The organism is Amycolatopsis sp. NPDC058986 (assembly GCF_042741125.1).
In the GTDB taxonomy this organism is placed as follows: domain Bacteria; phylum Actinomycetota; class Actinomycetes; order Mycobacteriales; family Pseudonocardiaceae; genus Amycolatopsis.
Genome location: NZ_JBHYJW010000032.1, coordinates 20,307 through 35,565 on the forward strand (window position 1 = coordinate 20,307; position 15,259 = coordinate 35,565).

Consider the following 15,259-nt stretch of genomic DNA (forward strand, 5'->3'; position numbering starts at 1 on the left):
ACTATCGAGCTGTCAAGACAAAAAAATTTGTCGGTAGCACATTTCGACACTGCGGCGCAGAAAACCGCAGGTCAGGCGCTACGGCGCAGGGTGAGGAGGGTGATCTCGCTGGGCGCGAAGACCCGGAACGGCGGGCCCCAGAAGCCGGTGCCCCGGCTGTTGTAGAGCTGGGTGCGTTCGCCGTGGCGGCTCAGCCCGCCCAGCGTCGGCTGGTCGAGCCGCACGAGCAGGTGGAACGGCCAGATCTGGCCGCCGTGTGTGTGCCCGGAGATCTGCAGGTCGATTCCGGCCTCGGCGGCTTGGGCGACCTGCTTCGGCTGGTGGGCGAGCAGCACGACCGGGACATCGGACGGCACGCCGTCGAGCGCGGCGGGCAGGTCCGGGCCGTGGCCGGGCAGCCCGGATCCGGCGCCGGTCGGATCGTCGATCCCGGCGAACAGGATCCGGTCGCCGCCGCGTTCGACCAGCGTGCTCCGGTTGTGCAGGGTGTCCCAGCCAAGCCCGGCCATGTGATCGAGCCAGGCCTGCGCCTCGCCGAAGTACTCGTGGTTGCCGGTGATGTAGAACCGGCCGAGCCCGGCCTGAACGCCGCCGAGCGGGTCGACCTGCTTGCGTCGCCGCGCCACCGAGCCGTCCGCGAGGTCTCCGGCGTGACACACGACGTCGGCGCTCAGTCCGTTGACCATCGCGACGACGCGCTCCGACCACTTCGTCCGGTCCAGCGGCCCGAAATGCGTGTCGGTGACGACCGCGATCCGCAGCCCGTCGATGCCGGGCCCGATCCGCGGGATGACGACGTCGACCTCCTTGACCGGCGGGACCCGCATGGCCGCGCGGTTGCCCGCGACGAGCAGCACGACGGCGACGGCCGCGGTCACCACGGCGACCGTCCGCGCCGGATCGTCCACACCGGACAGTGCGAGCACGAGCCGCACCAGCTGGCCCAGCACGCTCCAGGTGAACAGCACCCAGACGACGCCGAGCAGGATGTCACCGGCGCGGGCGGCCGCGTCGAGCTGGCGCGGGCCGTGACCGAGGATCATCAGTGCCGGGAGCGCGAGCAGGGCCGCCGCGAAAACGACGGTGCCGATAGTGAACCCCGCCGCGGACCAGTCCGGGGCGAGCACGAGCGACAGCCAGGGCACGCCGAACAGCAGCAGCGGTGCCAGAATCGGCACGACCACCCGGAGATAACGACCCATCGCACTGCCTGCTTTCCACTGAACCGGATGTACCCAGCGTAGTCGAAAAGCGGAGATGGTTCGTCCGGGTCAGTCCCAGGCCTCGGGCAGCCGCTCCACCGTGTAACCGACGCGGCTGGTCGTGCCGCGCGGGTCGGTCAGCTCGACCCGCCAGCCGTCGGCGAACTGGTCGACGCCATCGATCATCGGGATCGTGCCGCTCAGCACCACGGTGCCCGGCCGCAGCAGCCCGTGCTCGCGCAGCTGCTCCACCCAGTACGACGGCGGCAGCAGCTGGGCGAGCGTGCCGTCTTGGACGAGCCGTTCCTCGTTCTGGTCGGCGCTGCCGTGGCGGACCCAGGCCTTGAGCGTGAACGCGTCCAGCTCGTCGGCGATGTCCGCCAGTGGCCACGCGAAGTCGCCCAGCAGGTCCGGAGCGGACTGCTTGCTCCACGCCACACCGTGGACTTCAAGCGCCCGGTCGGTGTGGTCGCAGGCCACGGTCAGCAGCAGATCGTCGGCGTCCTCCCCGACGACCAGCGCCCATTCCGCCTCGCCCGACGTCCGCGCGTGCGGCACCTGCACGGTCTCGGCCTGGCTGACGAGGTTCGACGACAGCGGGTACAGGGTCGGCACCCGCGTCGGCGCCGGGACGCCCAGCGCGGCGAGCTCGTCGACGTGGTGCTGGACCTGTGCGGTATCGCGGCCGGCGTATCCGCCGTTCAGCGCGTACCGCACCTCGATCTCGCGCACCGCGCCACCGGGGACGGTGAACCGGACCAGGTTCCGCCGGTCGGCCTTCGGCGTGCTGATCTGGGTTTCGGTCACGTTACTGCCTCCAGGAATTCGGAGCGGGGACTTGCGTAGACACGTTGTATACAGCAAGTATGGGGCAGCCGCCTAGGAGGTTCCAGTTCCATGTCTCATTCCCCACACCCCGAAGCAGCGCAGCCGCGCGCGGAGCGCCGCAGCCTGTACAAGGCCTTCGCGGCAAGCCTCTCCGGTACGTCGCTCGAGTGGTACGACTTCGCCGTCTACAGCTCGGCCGCCGCGCTGGTCTTCGGTGACCTGTTCTTCCCCACCAGCGAGCCGCTGACCGGCACGTTGCAGGCCTTCGGGACCTACGCGGTGGGCTACATTTCCCGGCCGCTCGGCGGCATCGTCTTCGGCAGGCTCGGCGACGTGATCGGCCGCAAGAAGGTGCTGGTCGCGACGCTCCTGCTGATCGGCATCGCGACGTTCGGCATCGGCCTGCTGCCGACGCACGCCTCGGCGGGAGCGCTCGCGCCCGCATTGCTCGTGCTGCTGCGCTTCGCCCAGGGCGTCGGCGTCGGCGGCGAATGGGGCGGCGCCGTGCTGCTCAGCAGTGAGTTCAGCGAGACGTCGAAGCGCGGCTTCTGGGCTTCGGCCGCTCAGGTCGGCCCGCCGCTGGGTACCTTGCTGGCCAACGGAGTCCTCGCGATTCTCGCCGGTGTCCTGACCCCGGCCCAGTTCCTCGGCTGGGGCTGGCGGATCGCGTTCCTGCTGTCGGCCGTGCTGGTCGCGTTCGGCCTGTGGATCCGCGCCAGTCTCGAGGAAACCCCGGTGTTCCGTGAGCTGTCCGAACGTGGTGAGCGCCCGGCCGCGCCGGTCCGGGAGGTCTTCCGCACGCAGCCCCGCGCGCTGACCGCCGCCGTGCTGTCGCGAGTCGGCCCGGACGTGCTGTACGCGATGTTCGCCGTCTTCGTGCTGACGTACGCGACCAAGACCCTGCACATGAGCCGCGGCGAAGCCGTCACCGCGGTCCTCGTCGGCTCCGCGCTTCAGGTCGGGCTGATTCCCTTGGCGGGCTGGCTTTCCGACGCCTACGGCCGCAAGCGCGTCTACGCGATCGGCACCATCGGCGGCGCCGTGTGGAGCGTCCTGTTCTTCGCGATGGCGCAGGGCGGAATGGTTTCGTTGCTGATCGGCGTGATCGGCGGGTTGTTCTTCCACTCGCTCATGTACGGGCCGCAGGCGGCGTTCGTCTCCGAGCAGTTCCACGCGCGCCTGCGCTACACCGGCAGTTCGCTCGGCTACACCCTGGCCGGTGTCATCGGCGGCGCGATCGCCCCGCTGGCGTTCACCTGGCTGCTCGCCGAGACCGGCTCGGGGTACGTGATCGCGGCGTACATCGCCGTCGCGTGCGTGGTGACGCTCGTCGGGCTCGGCCTCGGCCGCGCGGTGGTCGACGACGTCGACGAGGTGCCGGACCAGCAGGCGACCGCGGCGGGGAAGTGACCCGGTCAGCCCTGCATCAGCATGTTGCCGGTGGCATCGAGGTGGCGTTTGATCGCCGCCTCGGCGCCACCGGCGTCCCCCGCGGCCAGCGCGTCGACGATCTCCTGGTGCTCGGCGAGGACTTCCCGGCGCCGGTCGTCGCTGCGTTCGAGCGCGACGACGCCGAGCAGCACGTGCCGGGCACGCAAGGTCTCGTACAGCCGGGCGAGCACGCTGTTGTCCGCGGCGTCGACGAGCAGCGCGTGGAACTCGCTGTCCAGGTCGATGAAGGCGCGCGCGTCGTCGGCGACCTCCCGCTGCCGCTCGATCAGCTTCGCCATCTCCGCGGCGGGCGCGCGGCCCGCGGCCAGCGACGTCGTGGCCGCCCAGCATTCGATCACGGCGCGGGCCTGCATCAGCTCGGCGATCTGCCTGCCCGGCAACGGCGTGACGAACGCGCCGCGGTGCGGCACCAGCTGGACGAGGTCCTCGGCGGCGAGCATCAGCAGTGCTTCCCGCACCGGAGTGCGCGAAACGCCGACGCTCGTGGCCACCGCCTGCTCGTTGATGAACGTGCCGGACACCGCCGGGTCGGTCAGGACGGTCGACCGCAGGTACTGGTACGCCCGATCCCTGCCCGAACCCCCATCAGAACGCATACCACATGTATACAGGCTGGGAGGCCTCGATGACCGGAAACCCCACCACACTGCGGATCGCCGCCGCTCAGATCGCGGGCGGCACCGACCCGCTGGCGAACCTCGCGGCAATCGAGGACGCCGTCGGGCGGGCGGTGCGGCGCGGCGCGGAACTGGTCGTCCTGCCGGAAGCGGCGATGGCGAGTTTCGCGGCGGATCCGCGTGAAGCGGCGGAACCACTCGACGGCCCGTGGGCGAACAGCGTCCGCAAAATCGCCGCGGCGCACGAAGTCGTTGTCGTGGCCGGGATGTTCGAGCCCGCCCCGGACGGCCGTGTGCACAACACGTTGCTGATCACCGGCAGCGGCCTCGAAGCGGCGTACCGGAAGATCCACCTGTACGACGCTTCGGCTCGCGCGAGTCGGACACCGTCGCCCCGGGCACCGAGCTGGTCCAGGTGGAGCTGCGCGGCGTCCGGATCGGCTTCGCGACCTGTTACGACCTGCGCTTCGCCGACCACTTCACCGCGCTCGGCCGCGCCGGTGCCGAACTCGTCGTCGTCCCGGCGTCGTGGGGCGCCGGGCCCGGCAAGGAAGAGCAGTGGGATCTGCTCACCCGGGCCAGGGCCCATGACGCGCAGGCCTGGCTGCTCGCGTGCGATCAGGCCTGGACACCGCCGTCCGGCACCGATCCGCTCGGCGTCGGCCGGTCCGTGCTCGCCGATCCGCTGGGCGCGGTGCACACCCGGCTGGGCGGTGGCCCCGGCCTGCTCGCCGCCGAGATCGACGTCGAAACCGTGCGCGCGGTCCGGCAGCGGGTCCCGGTCCTTGGCTAGCTCGCCTTGCTTTCCCGCCAGTTCGCGACCGCCTCCTCGACGTCGACCATCGCGACGGCGAGGGGCGGTCCGAGCTGGGGCTCCCGGTAGGCCTTGAGGATACGGGCGTTGAGGTCTTCGACGATCTCGCGGACGCGTTTCTCGGTGCGCTCCTTGGCGAGTTTCGCCGGGAGATCCTGGATTTCCTTCGGCAGCGCGAGGGAGGGCGGCAGCATGTCGGACGTGTCGAGGTTGCGGTCCCTGACCTGGCGCAGCATCCACTCCGTCGCGGCGTCCCTGCCGGTCCCCTTCGGCAGCGGTTTGCCCGCACCGGGCAGGTTTTCGAAGTCGCCGCGTTGCTCGGCGATGGAGATCTGCTTGTCGACCCAGCTTCCGAACGACGCCCCCGGCGGCTTCCGCTTCGTCATCCCCGTCTCCTCCCGTTCTGGGACTCAGGGTACCGATTTCCGGCCGTGTGAGCCGTATAACGTACGGAAAGCCGTCGGTCGCGTACGATCCCCCGGGGACAGCGGCGGCCGGCGCGAGGAGCTTGAACACAGATGACGGTCGAGCACAACGGCGCCGAGGACATCGACCGCGCGCTGGCACTGCTGTGGCATGTGCGCGAGCAGCATTCCGAACCCGCGCGCGGGCGTCGTCCGCGGCTGGCCGTCGGCCGGATCGTCGAAGTCGCGATCGGCGTCGCGGACGCCGAAGGTCTCGTCGCGGCCTCGATGCACCGCGTGGCCAAGGAACTCGGGGCCGGGACGATGACGCTCTACACCTACGTTCCCGGCAAGGCAGAGCTGCTGGACCTCATGGTCGACCAGGTACTGGCCGAACGCCTCCTGCCCGGCCCAGGCGACGAGCGGCCCGCCGACTGGCGAGCCCAGGTCCTGCTCTACTCCGACCGCACGCGCGAGACCTACCGCCGTCATCCTTGGCTGCGCGAGGCTTCCCGGGTGCGGCCCGCGCTCGGGCCGGGGCATCTGGCAGGGCAGGAGTACCTGCTGTCCACTTTGGACTCCCTCGGCCTCGGGGCCGCCCAGGTCACGGCGGCGGCGGGCGCGCTGGGCACCTACATCGACGCGAACGCCGCACTGGAGGCGGAAAGCGCGCATCTGGAGCGTGTCACCGGCCAGTCCGACGACGCCTGGTGGGACCAGCGTTCGGTGTTCTGGCACCGGTACTTCCCGGTCGATCGGCACCCCACGATGGCGCGGGTGTGGGAGAGCGGCGGCTTCGTGCTGACCGCGGCCGAACAGGCGGCCCAGGCCTACGACTTCGGCCTGAACCGCCTGCTCGACGGCATCGAAGAACTCGTCGCCTGACTCGGCTTCCGGCTCACTTCGCCGACGTCGTCGTGGTGCTGCTCGACGCCGTGGTGCTGCTCGACGCCGTGGTGCTGCTCGTGCTCGTGGGAGCGGTCGCGGGCGTCGTCGTGGTGCTGCTCGACGGAGGTGTCGCGGGCGGAGTGCTGCTCGACGGAGGTGTCGAGCTGCTCGGCGGCGTGGACGGGGGAGTCGACGGCGGCGTGGTCGGTGGCGTCGTCGGCGAGGTGGTCGGTGTCCCGGTGGGCGGGAGGCTGCTGCCCGGCGGAGTGCTTCCGGGGGTGCCTGGGCCGGGCGGGGGCGGCGGCGTGCTGCCGGGCGGGGCCGGGGGCGGTGCCACGGCGCCAGGAGCGCCTTCGGCGGGGTGGCTCGGCGGGGCGCCGATCGGCACCTCGCTGTCGGGGAGTTGTGCCACGCCGCCCCGGTAGGCGGTGGCCCACGCCATCACGGTGTCCACATAGGACTGCGAGTTGTTGTACCGGCGCACCGCGATCCGCTGGACCTCGATCGAGGACAGGTCGAGATTGCCCGAGCACAGGTAGCGGCCGGCGGCGAGCGTCTCGTCGTAGACGTTGTTCGGATCGGAAACGCCGTCGCCGTTGCCGTCGGAGGCGTAGGCACGCCAGGTCCCGGTGATGAACTGCATCGCACCGACCGCGTGGTCCCACACCGGGTCGCCGGTGAACGCGCCGCCGTCGGAGGCCGGGATCGCGGCGAACCCGCCGGTGCCGTTGAGGGCGGGGCCGAGGATCCGTTCGAGCGTGTTGCCCTTGGCGTCGACGTAGCCACCGCGGGCGTGGTTGGACTCGATGCGGCCGATGCTGGCGAGCAGCTGCCAGTCGATGTGGCAGTTCGGCTGCTCCCTGGCCATGATGTCGGCCGCGTTCTTGTACGCCTTGAGCATGCTGGCGGGGATCCCGAGCGGGCCCGACACCCCGGCGGACCCGGAGGAGGCGTGCGCGCCGGGCGCCATGAGCGGCTCGGGCACCGGGGGCTGGGGCAGGCTGCCATCGACTGCGACGGGCGGCATCACGACGTCCGGTACGCGAGCGGGCGCGGCCTGGTCGGCCGGCTTCTGGCCGTCCGGCGCCTGGTGCGCCACCGGGGAGATCAGGCCGCTCGCGGTGATCGTCGGCAGCACGGCCAGCGCGCCGCCCGCCAGCGCCGCGGCGGTCCGTTGCCGGACCGAACGCGCTTTTCGTGGCCGGTGCTTCGGCATGCTCACACCCCGTTCCTCGAACTCCGTTGTCCTGCCCGGTCACCCGCTCGCCGAGTTACCGGCGGGTATGGGAAAGCTATCCGATCAAAGCAAACTTTGGTGCTTTGCCAAGCGAAAACCGGGGATTTCGACGAAGTTCGTCCGTCTGGCATAAAACCAACGTCGTAAACTTGTCATCTTCACACGGGCTTCACGCACTCTCACTCCTGTTCCCGCCCTCTGTCCATAGTGGACAAGCCGGTGCGTGCCGCGCCGTCCCGGGCCACCTTACGGGTGTCCGGCGCCGGTTGGGTGGCCCGCTCGGCAGCCCGCGACGAACCCGAGGTGATCGGCACGTGTCGGCCGGGTGGCGCGTCTGGGGTGGGCGAGGGGCTGAAGGGCACCTTCAGTGCGTCTGGTGCGGTGAAGGGCGCTTTCAGCGCGCTGGATGCGGTGAAGGGCGCCTTCAGTGCATATCGCCGCCGGGTGTCGGGCGGGGGTGAGCGTCCCGAACGCTCCGTTCGCGACGTTGAGCGTCCTGAACGGAGCGTTCGCGACGTCGGGGGTGCCGCCTCGGGGGTGGCTGGGTGCCGAGGGACGCCCTTGGTGCGGTAGATGCACCGAAGGCGTCCCTCGGCACGTCTGCCGTCGAACGACGCGGCAGGGCAGTGCCGGGCCGCGCGAGCGTCCTGAACGACGCGTTCGCGACGTTGAGCGTCTCGAACGGAGCGTTCGCGACGCCGCAGCCGCCACTCAACCGCAGCACGCGCGAAAACCTGCACGCTCTTTGACGAAAGCTGCACAAAACTGCGATTGACTATGCATAAAGCTGCAACTACGGTGGTGCTTGTTGCGCACTCGACCGGCACGGATGGGGAGTTCATGAGCGGAACCTTCATGGCGGAGGAGATCGCGAGCCAGCCCGCGCGCTGGCGTGCGGCCGCGGCCTTGGCCTCGGACTTCGCCGAAAAGCTGCCCGCCGCGGGGGCCAGGGTGGCGATCGTCGGCTGCGGGACGTCCTGGTTCATCGGCCAGGCCTACGCGGTGCTGCGCGAAAGCGCCGGGCTCGGGGAAACCGACGCGTTCGCGGCGTCGGAGTTCCCCGTCGGCCGGAAGTACGACCACGTCATCGCGCTGTCGAGGTCCGGCACCACGACCGAGGTACTCGGGCTGCTCGCGAAGCTGCGCGGCACGCTCCCGACCACCGCCATCACCGGTGTTCCCGCCGAGATCGCGGCGTCGGTGGACGACGTGGTCGACCTGTCGGCGGCCGATGAGCGCTCGGTGGTCCAGACCCGGTTCGCGACCACCGCGCTGGCGGTGCTGCGCACCCACCTCGGCGAGGACCTCGCCCCGGTGATCGCCCAGGCCGAGCAGGTGCTCGCGCAGCCGGTCGACGACGGGCTGGCGTCGGCCGGTCAGTTCAGCTTTCTCGGCACCGGCTGGTCGGTCGGGATCGCCAACGAGGCGGCGCTGAAGTTCCGCGAGGCCTGCCTGTTCTGGACCGAGTCCTACCCCGCGTGGGAATACCGCCACGGGCCCATCAGCATCAGCGAGCCAGGACGCGTGACCTGGATGTTCGGTCAGGCGCCCGATGGGCTCGCCGCCGACGTCGCCCGTGCGGGCGGCCGGTTCGAGGAGAGCGGTCTCGACCCGCTCGCCGACCTCGTCCGCGCGCAGCTCGTCGCGGGGGAGATCGCCCGGCGCAAGGGCCTCGATCCGGACAATCCTCGCAGCCTCACCCGTTCCGTCGTGCTCACCTGAGCCATGCCCCGATTGGTCGCGGCGCTCGACGTCGGCGGTACCAGCGTGAAGGCCGCGGTGTACGAGCCGGTGCCGGGCGGTCTGCGGCAGGTCACCGGCCTGCGGCGGCCGACGGCACGCGGCGGTGACCCGGCGACGGCGGTCGCCGATCAGGCGGGGAAGCTGATCGGCGAGCTGGCGGAGTCGGTGGGGCCGCTCGCCGCGGCCGGGGTCGTGGTCCCGGGCATCGTCGACGAACGTGCCGGGGTCGCGCGGTTTTCGGCCAACCTCGGCTGGCGGGACGCGCCCCTGCGCGAGTTGCTCGCCGACCGCGCCGACGTCCCGCTCGCGTTCGGCCACGACGTCACCGCCGGCGGGCTCGCGGAGTACCGGATCGGCGCCGCGCGGGGGTTCACCGACGCGGCGTTCGTCCCCGTCGGCACCGGGATCGCCGCCGCGCTGATCCTCGGCGGCCGTCCGCATCGCGCGGGCGGTCGCGCCGGGGAGCTGGGGCATCTCGACGTCGGGCACGACCTGTTGTGCGGGTGCGGTGCCACCGGCTGTCTCGAAGCGGTCGCGTCCGCGGCCGCGCTGGCGCGGCGCTACACCGAACGCTCCGGCCGCCCTGTCGACGGCGCGCGGGAGGTGGTTGCCGCCGCCGGAAACGGAGATCCGGACGCGGTGGCGGTACTGGACGACGCGGTCGCGGCGCTTGGCGACGGCCTGCGGCAGTTGGTCACCCTGCTCGCGCCCGAGGTCGTCGTCTTCGGCGGCGGGCTGTTCGGCGCGGGCGACGGGCTGCTGGAGCGCGTCCGCCGCCGCACCGCCGCACGGCTCACCTTCCAGCGAATGCCGGAACTCCGCCGCGCGGAGCTCGGCGACGAGGCGGGCTGCCTCGGCGCGGGCCTGCTCGCGGCCGACCTCGTGGGAGCAGCACCGTGATCCTCACCGTGACACCGAACAGCGCCCTCGACGTGACGTACACAGTGGACGGTCTACGTCCGGACTCCGTGCATCGTGTCAGGGAAGTGCGGGCCAGGGCCGGCGGAAAGGGAGTCAACGTCGCGCGGGTGCTGCACACGCTCGGCGAGGACGTCCGCGTGGTGGCAACGGCGGGTGGCGCGACGGGAAGCGCATTCACCGCCGAACTCACCCAGGCAGGGCTTCCGGCCGGCCTCGTCCCGATCGCCGGGGAGACCCGGCGGACGACGACCATATTGTCCACAGTGGACGACACCGTCACGTTGTTCAACGAGCCCGGGACGGAGCTGATCGCCGCCGAGTGGGCGTCCCTTGTGGACACCGTGCGGCGTCATGCCCCGGACGTGCTCGTCTGCTCCGGCAGTCTTCCGCCCGGCGCAGGAGGATATGCCGAGCTGCTCAGCACGGGCGTCCCGGCCGTTCTCGACACTTCCGGTGCCGCGCTGCTCGACGGGCTGAGCGGCAGACCGCGCGTGGTCAAGCCCAATCTGGCCGAGCTGCGCGAGGTCACCGGCCGTGGCGATCCGGTGGCGGCGGCCACGGAACTCCGGAACAGAGGCGCCGAGACCGTGGTCGTCTCGCTGGGCGCGGACGGTCTGCTCGCCGTCACCGAGCACGGCATCTGGCAGGCCACGCCGTCGAAAACGCTGACCGGCAACGCCACCGGCGCCGGAGACGCGGCCGTCGCGGGCATCGCGCTGGGGATCGCCCGTGGCGAGCCGTGGCCCGACGTGCTGCGCCGCTCGGTCGCGTTGTCCGGCGCCGCCGTTCTCGGCCCGCTGGCCGGGGACATCGACCTCGCGCACTACCGGCGTGAACTCGGCGCCGTGGTGGTGCGTGCCCTTCCGAACTGAGGAGCCCCATGCCTTTGGTGTCCGCCGGGGAGATCGTCGGCCCCGCCGTGAAGGACGGCCGCGGCTGCGGTGCCTTCAACGCGATCCAGCTCGAACACGTCACCGCGATCATCGAGGGCGCGAGCCGCGCCGGAACGCCGGTGATCGTGCAGTTGAGCCAGAACGCGGTCCGCTACCACGGTGCGCTCGCGCCGATCGGCAGTGCCGCGCTCGCCGCCGCACGGGCCGCCGACATCGGCGTCGCCGTCCACCTCGACCACGCCGAGTCGCCGGAACTGGTCCGCGAGGCCGTCGAACTGGGCTTCGGCTCGGTGATGTTCGACGCGTCCACAATGGACTACCAGGACAACCTCGCGGCGACGCGGGACATCGCGGCCTACTGCCATGACCACGGTGTCTGGGTCGAGGCCGAGCTGGGCGAGGTCGGCGGTAAGGACGGTGTGCACGCGCCCGGCGCGCGGACGGATCCGGACGAGGCCGCCGAGTTCGTCGCGGTCACCGGGGTGGACGCGTTGGCGGTCGCCGTCGGCAGCTCGCACGCGATGCTGACCAGGGACGCCTCGCTCGACCTCGAACTGATCGCCCGGCTGCGCGAGCGGGTGCCGGTGCCGTTGGTGTTGCACGGTTCGTCCGGGGTCCCCGACGACGGCCTCGCCGCGGCGGTGCGTGCCGGGATGACGAAGATCAATATCGCGACACAGCTCAACAAGGTGTTCACCGCCGCGGCGGTGGCGTACTGGCGTGACCATCCGGAGCGGGTCGATCCCCGTAAGTATCTGGGCGCGGGGCGGGACGCGGTGGCGCGTGAGGTCGAGCGGTTGCTGGCCGTGCTCGCGCCGGGTCACGAGGAGGTCGCGAAATGACGATTGTGCAGTCTTTCCTGGGGCAAGTTGTTGACAGCTGCGTGAAACCGAACAAAACTGCGCGCTAACGCGCAAGAAGTGCGCGATAGCTGACTCTCTGATCGGGTGGTGGCCATGCGGATGGCACGGGGCAGGTCCGGGAAAGTACTCACGTTGACGACAGGCGCCGTGCTCACCATGGCGCTGGCCGGGTGCGGTGGCGGTGACGCGGGATCGGGCGACGGGGGCGGGGCGAACGCGCTGCCGGGCGTCGACCAGTACCTCAACGCGCCCTGTCCGGAGGCGGGCACGAAACCGCAGACGGACAAGGAGTTCACCTACTGGGCGATGTGGACCGCCGACGAGCCGCAGGGCAAGGTGCTGCAGAAGGCGTTCAAGTGCTTCACCGAGAAGACCGGCGTCAAGGTCAACGTGCAGTGGCTGGGGCGCAAGGCCTACACCCAGAACATCGCCCCGGCGCTCAACACCGACAACGTGCCGGATCTGTTCGACCAGGACGTCAGCAAGGTCAGCGCCGCGATCGTCTCGGCGGGCGGCACGCAGAGCGTCGACGACGTCTTCGATCTGAAGGTCGGTGAGGGTGACAAGAAGGTCAAGGACGTCCTGACCCGCACCTCCTACGACTTCCCGCAGAACAAGGACAAGGCGGGCAACACCTTCCTCGTGCCGTACGAGATGCTCTCGAACGCCTGGTGGTACAACAAGGCTCAGGCCAAGGACCTCGTCGCACCGAAGACCGTGGACGAGCTGTACGGGCTGTTCGACAAGGCGAAGGCGGACGGCAAGGCCGCGATCGCGCAGGACGGCGACATCCCGTTCTACAACATGTACTTCTTCACCCAGTTCGCCGAGCGCTACGTCGGCGCCGGCGGGGTGGCCAAGGCGGCCGCCGACCCGACCGGCCAGGCGTGGAAGACCGACCTCGGATTCCTCAAGGCCGCCACGGAAACCGCGAAGCTGCCGAAGCACCTCATCGACGGCTGGGACGCGGCGAAGTTCCCGCAGGTGCAGCAGCGCTGGGCCGACGGCGACGCGCGGTTCCTCTACATGGGCACCTGGGCGCCGAGCGAGACCCGCGAGTACCTCGACAAGCAGGGCGCGGGCACGAAGCTGGAGTACGGCTCGTTCCAGTTCCCGATGCCGCCGGGTGCCACGCACGACACGGTCGAGCAGATCCCGATCGGGTTCGCGGTGACCAAGAAGGCCAAGCACGCCGAGGCCGCCAAGGCGTTCATCGCCTACTTCCTCAACAAGGACATCCTGTCCGGCATCCCCGCCGTCGCGGACAACCTGGTGCCCCGTACCGATCTCGCTGTGCCCGACGATCTCAAGCAGGCCAAGGCCGCGCTGGACGACGAGAAGAAGGAGCACGTCCTGCAGTACGACGGCATCGACAGCCTCGCGGGCGGCAAGTGGCAGACCGAGGTCTTCGACCCGGCGGACCTGGCGCTGCTCAAGGGCCAGATCACGCCCGCGCAGTTCATCGACCAGCTCGCCACCAAGGGCGCCGCTTATTGCAACACCATGGGCTTTTCCCCCCTGCCGCGCCGGGGGGGGCGCGCGCACCGCGCGCCACCCGGGGTGCCCATCTTTCCCGCAAGCGCAGGCTGTTCTGGCCGTTCTTCGGTCCGGCTCTGGTGCTGTACCTGGCTTTCCTGGTGCTGCCGACCATCGCGACGGTCGTGCTGAGCTTCACCAGCTGGGCCGGCGCCGGGGACACGCCGAAGCCCAACGGCGTCACGAACTACGTGCAGATGTGGGACAACGACTCGTTCCAGTACGCCTTCCGCAACACGCTCGTCTACGTTTTCCTCGGTGGCATCGGCACGTTCGCGGTGGCGTTCCTGTTCACCATGGTGCTGCGGGACATGCGGGGCGGGAAGATCATCCGGGCGATCCTGTTCTTCCCGAACATCGTCGCCCCGGTCGCGCTCGGCATGTTCCTCGGGTTCGTGTTCAAGTACCAGCCGGGCAAACAGGGACTGGCGAACTTCGTGCTGGAGCACCTCGGCGCGGACGCGGCCAAGTTCCTCGCACCGTCCAATGTGACCGGTGTGGTGACGGCGTCGCTGATCTGGGCGAGTTCGGGGTTCTACATCACGATCCTGATGGCCGCGGTCGACCGCATCCCGCCCTATCTCTACGAGGACGCGGACATCGCGGGCGCTTCGCCGTGGCAGAAGTTCCGGAACATCACGCTGCCGATGACCTGGGACGTCGTCGGGGTCGCCGGGGTGCTGTGGACGATCAACGCGCTCAAGATCTTCGAGCTGGTGTTCGTGCTGGCCGGCCCCGGCACCTACGCCCCGCCGAACCAGGCGTGGACGCTGGGAATCTACGTGTTCGACCGGACCTTCGGTTCCAACGCGACGCCGGACTTCGGTGCCGCGTGCGCCTGCGCGGTCGCGATGATCGCCCTGGTATCCGTGCTCGTCGTGCTGTTGCGTCGCCTCATGCGTCGTGACGCGATCCAGTTCTAGGAGCTGTCGTGTCCGTAACCGACACTGCGTCACCGGCGACGTCGACGGCGAAGCCGGTCCGCAAACCGCCCAGGAAACCCCGGCCCGCACCGGGAGCGCGGCGCTGGGGTCCATTGAGGATTCTCGGCTCGGCGATCGTGTGGCTGTTCACCGCGGGGAACCTGCTGGTGCTGTACTGGCTGATCTCGGCCTCGTTCAAGACGCCGGTCGAGATCTTCACCAAGCCGTTCTCCTTGCCGTATCAGTGGTTCCACGTCGGGAAACCGTTCCGGAACTTCGCCTACGCCTGGAGCAACGCCGGGTTCGGTGACGCGGTGCTGACGACGGTCGTGCTCGTCGGGCTCGCCACCGTGGCCACGGTGGCGGTGTCCGCGCCGGCGGCGTACGCGCTCACCAGGCTCGGGGTACGGGGCTCGGGCGGGATGACGAACTTCGTCGCGATCGGGATGGGCGTGCCGTTCCAGACCGTGATCATCCCGCTTTTCGTGGTCCTGTCCAAAATCCACTTCGACAACCAGTACGGCCTCTTCGTGCTGTACGTCGCCTTGTCGATTCCGTTCACGGTGTTCCTGTTGACCGGGTTCTTCCGGTCGCTGCCCGATGAACTGGAGGAGGCGGCCGCGATCGACGGCGCCTCGCCGACCAGGACGTTCTTCTCGGTGATGTTGCCCTTGGCCCGCGGCGGGCTGATCACCGCGCTGATCCTGAACGCGATCGGGCTGTGGAACGAAACCCTGCTCGCGATCGTGTTCCTCAAGGACCAGGCGCATTTCACGCTGTCGCGCGCCCTGTTCACCTTCTACGGTGCGGCGAGCTACCAGTCCGAGTACGGCGGCCTGATCGCCGGCGTCGCGATCGTGGTGCTTCCGATGCTCGTGCTGTACCTGCTGCTCGCCCGCCGGATCATCACCGGCCTCACGCTCGGCGCCGGAAAGTAA

General features: G+C 70.1%; 14 protein-coding genes and 1 pseudogene. 10 read left to right on the top strand and 5 right to left on the bottom strand.

Going from position 1 to position 15,259, the window contains the following annotated elements:
- Window positions 1-71: 71 nt before the first annotated feature.
- Window positions 72-1,202 (bottom strand): metallophosphoesterase, encoded by a 1,131-nt coding sequence (locus tag ACFW0G_RS26210; RefSeq protein WP_378328039.1) that lies wholly within the window; start codon window positions 1,200-1,202, stop codon window positions 72-74.
- Between the two features lie 69 nt (window positions 1,203-1,271).
- Entirely contained in the window at window positions 1,272-2,009 is a 738-nt protein-coding gene (locus tag ACFW0G_RS26215; protein ID WP_378328040.1) for a DUF2848 domain-containing protein, read from the bottom strand.
- 90 nt (window positions 2,010-2,099) lie between these two features.
- On the opposite strand from ACFW0G_RS26215, the gene ACFW0G_RS26220 reads away from it, so the two are divergent.
- Complete coding sequence (locus tag ACFW0G_RS26220; RefSeq protein WP_378328041.1) at window positions 2,100-3,440, top strand: MFS transporter; 1,341 nt, start codon at window positions 2,100-2,102, stop codon at window positions 3,438-3,440.
- A 5-nt stretch (window positions 3,441-3,445) separates the two neighbouring features.
- Here the strand turns inward: ACFW0G_RS26220 and ACFW0G_RS26225 are convergent, their stop codons facing one another.
- Window positions 3,446-4,078, bottom strand: a complete 633-nt coding sequence (locus ACFW0G_RS26225) for a GntR family transcriptional regulator (RefSeq protein ID WP_378328042.1) — start codon at window positions 4,076-4,078, stop codon at window positions 3,446-3,448.
- A gap of 29 nt (window positions 4,079-4,107) precedes the next feature.
- On the opposite strand from ACFW0G_RS26225, the pseudogene ACFW0G_RS26230 reads away from it, so the two are divergent.
- Window positions 4,108-4,892, top strand: a pseudogene (locus ACFW0G_RS26230) (carbon-nitrogen hydrolase family protein).
- On the opposite strand, the gene ACFW0G_RS26235 reads toward ACFW0G_RS26230, so the two are convergent.
- On the bottom strand, window positions 4,889-5,299 hold the full coding sequence (locus ACFW0G_RS26235; RefSeq protein ID WP_378328043.1) for a DUF1992 domain-containing protein: 411 nt from the start codon (window positions 5,297-5,299) through the stop codon (window positions 4,889-4,891). The pseudogene ACFW0G_RS26230 and the gene ACFW0G_RS26235 sit on opposite strands and share 4 nt — an antisense overlap.
- 132 nt (window positions 5,300-5,431) lie before the next feature.
- Here ACFW0G_RS26235 and ACFW0G_RS26240 point away from each other — a divergent pair, with 132 nt between their 5' ends.
- Window positions 5,432-6,202: a TetR/AcrR family transcriptional regulator gene (locus ACFW0G_RS26240; protein WP_378328044.1), complete on the top strand. Its 771-nt coding sequence runs from the start codon at window positions 5,432-5,434 to the stop codon at window positions 6,200-6,202.
- 13 nt (window positions 6,203-6,215) lie between these two features.
- Here ACFW0G_RS26240 and ACFW0G_RS26245 read toward each other — a convergent pair whose 3' ends face one another.
- The gene (locus ACFW0G_RS26245) at window positions 6,216-7,421 is read right to left on the bottom strand and encodes a lytic transglycosylase domain-containing protein (RefSeq protein ID WP_378328107.1); all 1,206 of its coding nucleotides are present in this window, start codon (window positions 7,419-7,421) and stop codon (window positions 6,216-6,218) included.
- Window positions 7,422-8,282: 861 nt separating this feature from the next.
- Here ACFW0G_RS26245 and ACFW0G_RS26250 point away from each other — a divergent pair.
- The 7 genes from ACFW0G_RS26250 (at window position 8,283) to ACFW0G_RS26280 (ending at window position 15,259) form a co-directional block, all read left to right on the top strand.
- Window positions 8,283-9,164 (top strand): SIS domain-containing protein, encoded by an 882-nt coding sequence (locus tag ACFW0G_RS26250; RefSeq protein ID WP_378328045.1) that lies wholly within the window; start codon window positions 8,283-8,285, stop codon window positions 9,162-9,164.
- A 3-nt stretch (window positions 9,165-9,167) separates the two neighbouring features.
- Window positions 9,168-10,085 (top strand): ROK family protein, encoded by a 918-nt coding sequence (locus ACFW0G_RS26255; protein WP_378328046.1) that lies wholly within the window; start codon window positions 9,168-9,170, stop codon window positions 10,083-10,085.
- Window positions 10,082-10,978 (top strand): 1-phosphofructokinase family hexose kinase, encoded by an 897-nt coding sequence (locus tag ACFW0G_RS26260; protein ID WP_378328047.1) that lies wholly within the window; start codon window positions 10,082-10,084, stop codon window positions 10,976-10,978. The genes ACFW0G_RS26255 and ACFW0G_RS26260 overlap by 4 nt, the downstream gene beginning before the upstream one ends.
- 8 nt (window positions 10,979-10,986) lie before the next feature.
- Complete coding sequence (locus tag ACFW0G_RS26265; RefSeq protein WP_378328048.1) at window positions 10,987-11,841, top strand: ketose-bisphosphate aldolase; 855 nt, start codon at window positions 10,987-10,989, stop codon at window positions 11,839-11,841.
- A gap of 177 nt (window positions 11,842-12,018) precedes the next feature.
- Window positions 12,019-13,530, top strand: coding sequence for an ABC transporter substrate-binding protein (locus ACFW0G_RS26270; protein WP_378328108.1), 1,512 nt, complete (start codon window positions 12,019-12,021; stop codon window positions 13,528-13,530).
- Complete coding sequence (locus ACFW0G_RS26275) at window positions 13,449-14,321, top strand: carbohydrate ABC transporter permease (protein ID WP_378328109.1); 873 nt, start codon at window positions 13,449-13,451, stop codon at window positions 14,319-14,321. Before ACFW0G_RS26270 ends, ACFW0G_RS26275 begins: the two co-directional genes overlap by 82 nt.
- Before the next feature lie 8 nt (window positions 14,322-14,329).
- The gene (locus tag ACFW0G_RS26280; protein WP_378328049.1) at window positions 14,330-15,259 is read left to right on the top strand and encodes a carbohydrate ABC transporter permease; all 930 of its coding nucleotides are present in this window, start codon (window positions 14,330-14,332) and stop codon (window positions 15,257-15,259) included.

What these genes read in the sequence shown, in the direction of transcription:
- ACFW0G_RS26255 (WP_378328046.1), top strand. Translation starts at nt 9,168, where the DNA reads ATGCCCCGATTGGTCGCGGCGCTCGACGTCGGCGGTACCAGCGTGAAG.
- ACFW0G_RS26220 (WP_378328041.1), top strand. Translation starts at nt 2,100, where the DNA reads ATGTCTCATTCCCCACACCCCGAAGCAGCGCAGCCGCGCGCGGAGCGC.
- ACFW0G_RS26265 (WP_378328048.1), top strand. Translation starts at nt 10,987, where the DNA reads ATGCCTTTGGTGTCCGCCGGGGAGATCGTCGGCCCCGCCGTGAAGGAC.
- ACFW0G_RS26240 (WP_378328044.1), top strand. Translation starts at nt 5,432, where the DNA reads ATGACGGTCGAGCACAACGGCGCCGAGGACATCGACCGCGCGCTGGCA.
- ACFW0G_RS26250 (WP_378328045.1), top strand. Translation starts at nt 8,283, where the DNA reads ATGAGCGGAACCTTCATGGCGGAGGAGATCGCGAGCCAGCCCGCGCGC.
- ACFW0G_RS26270 (WP_378328108.1), top strand. Translation starts at nt 12,019, where the DNA reads ATGGCGCTGGCCGGGTGCGGTGGCGGTGACGCGGGATCGGGCGACGGG.
- ACFW0G_RS26210 (WP_378328039.1), bottom strand. Translation starts at nt 1,202, where the DNA reads ATGGGTCGTTATCTCCGGGTGGTCGTGCCGATTCTGGCACCGCTGCTG.
- ACFW0G_RS26235 (WP_378328043.1), bottom strand. Translation starts at nt 5,299, where the DNA reads ATGACGAAGCGGAAGCCGCCGGGGGCGTCGTTCGGAAGCTGGGTCGAC.
- ACFW0G_RS26225 (WP_378328042.1), bottom strand. Translation starts at nt 4,078, where the DNA reads ATGCGTTCTGATGGGGGTTCGGGCAGGGATCGGGCGTACCAGTACCTG.
- ACFW0G_RS26245 (WP_378328107.1), bottom strand. Translation starts at nt 7,421, where the DNA reads ATGCCGAAGCACCGGCCACGAAAAGCGCGTTCGGTCCGGCAACGGACC.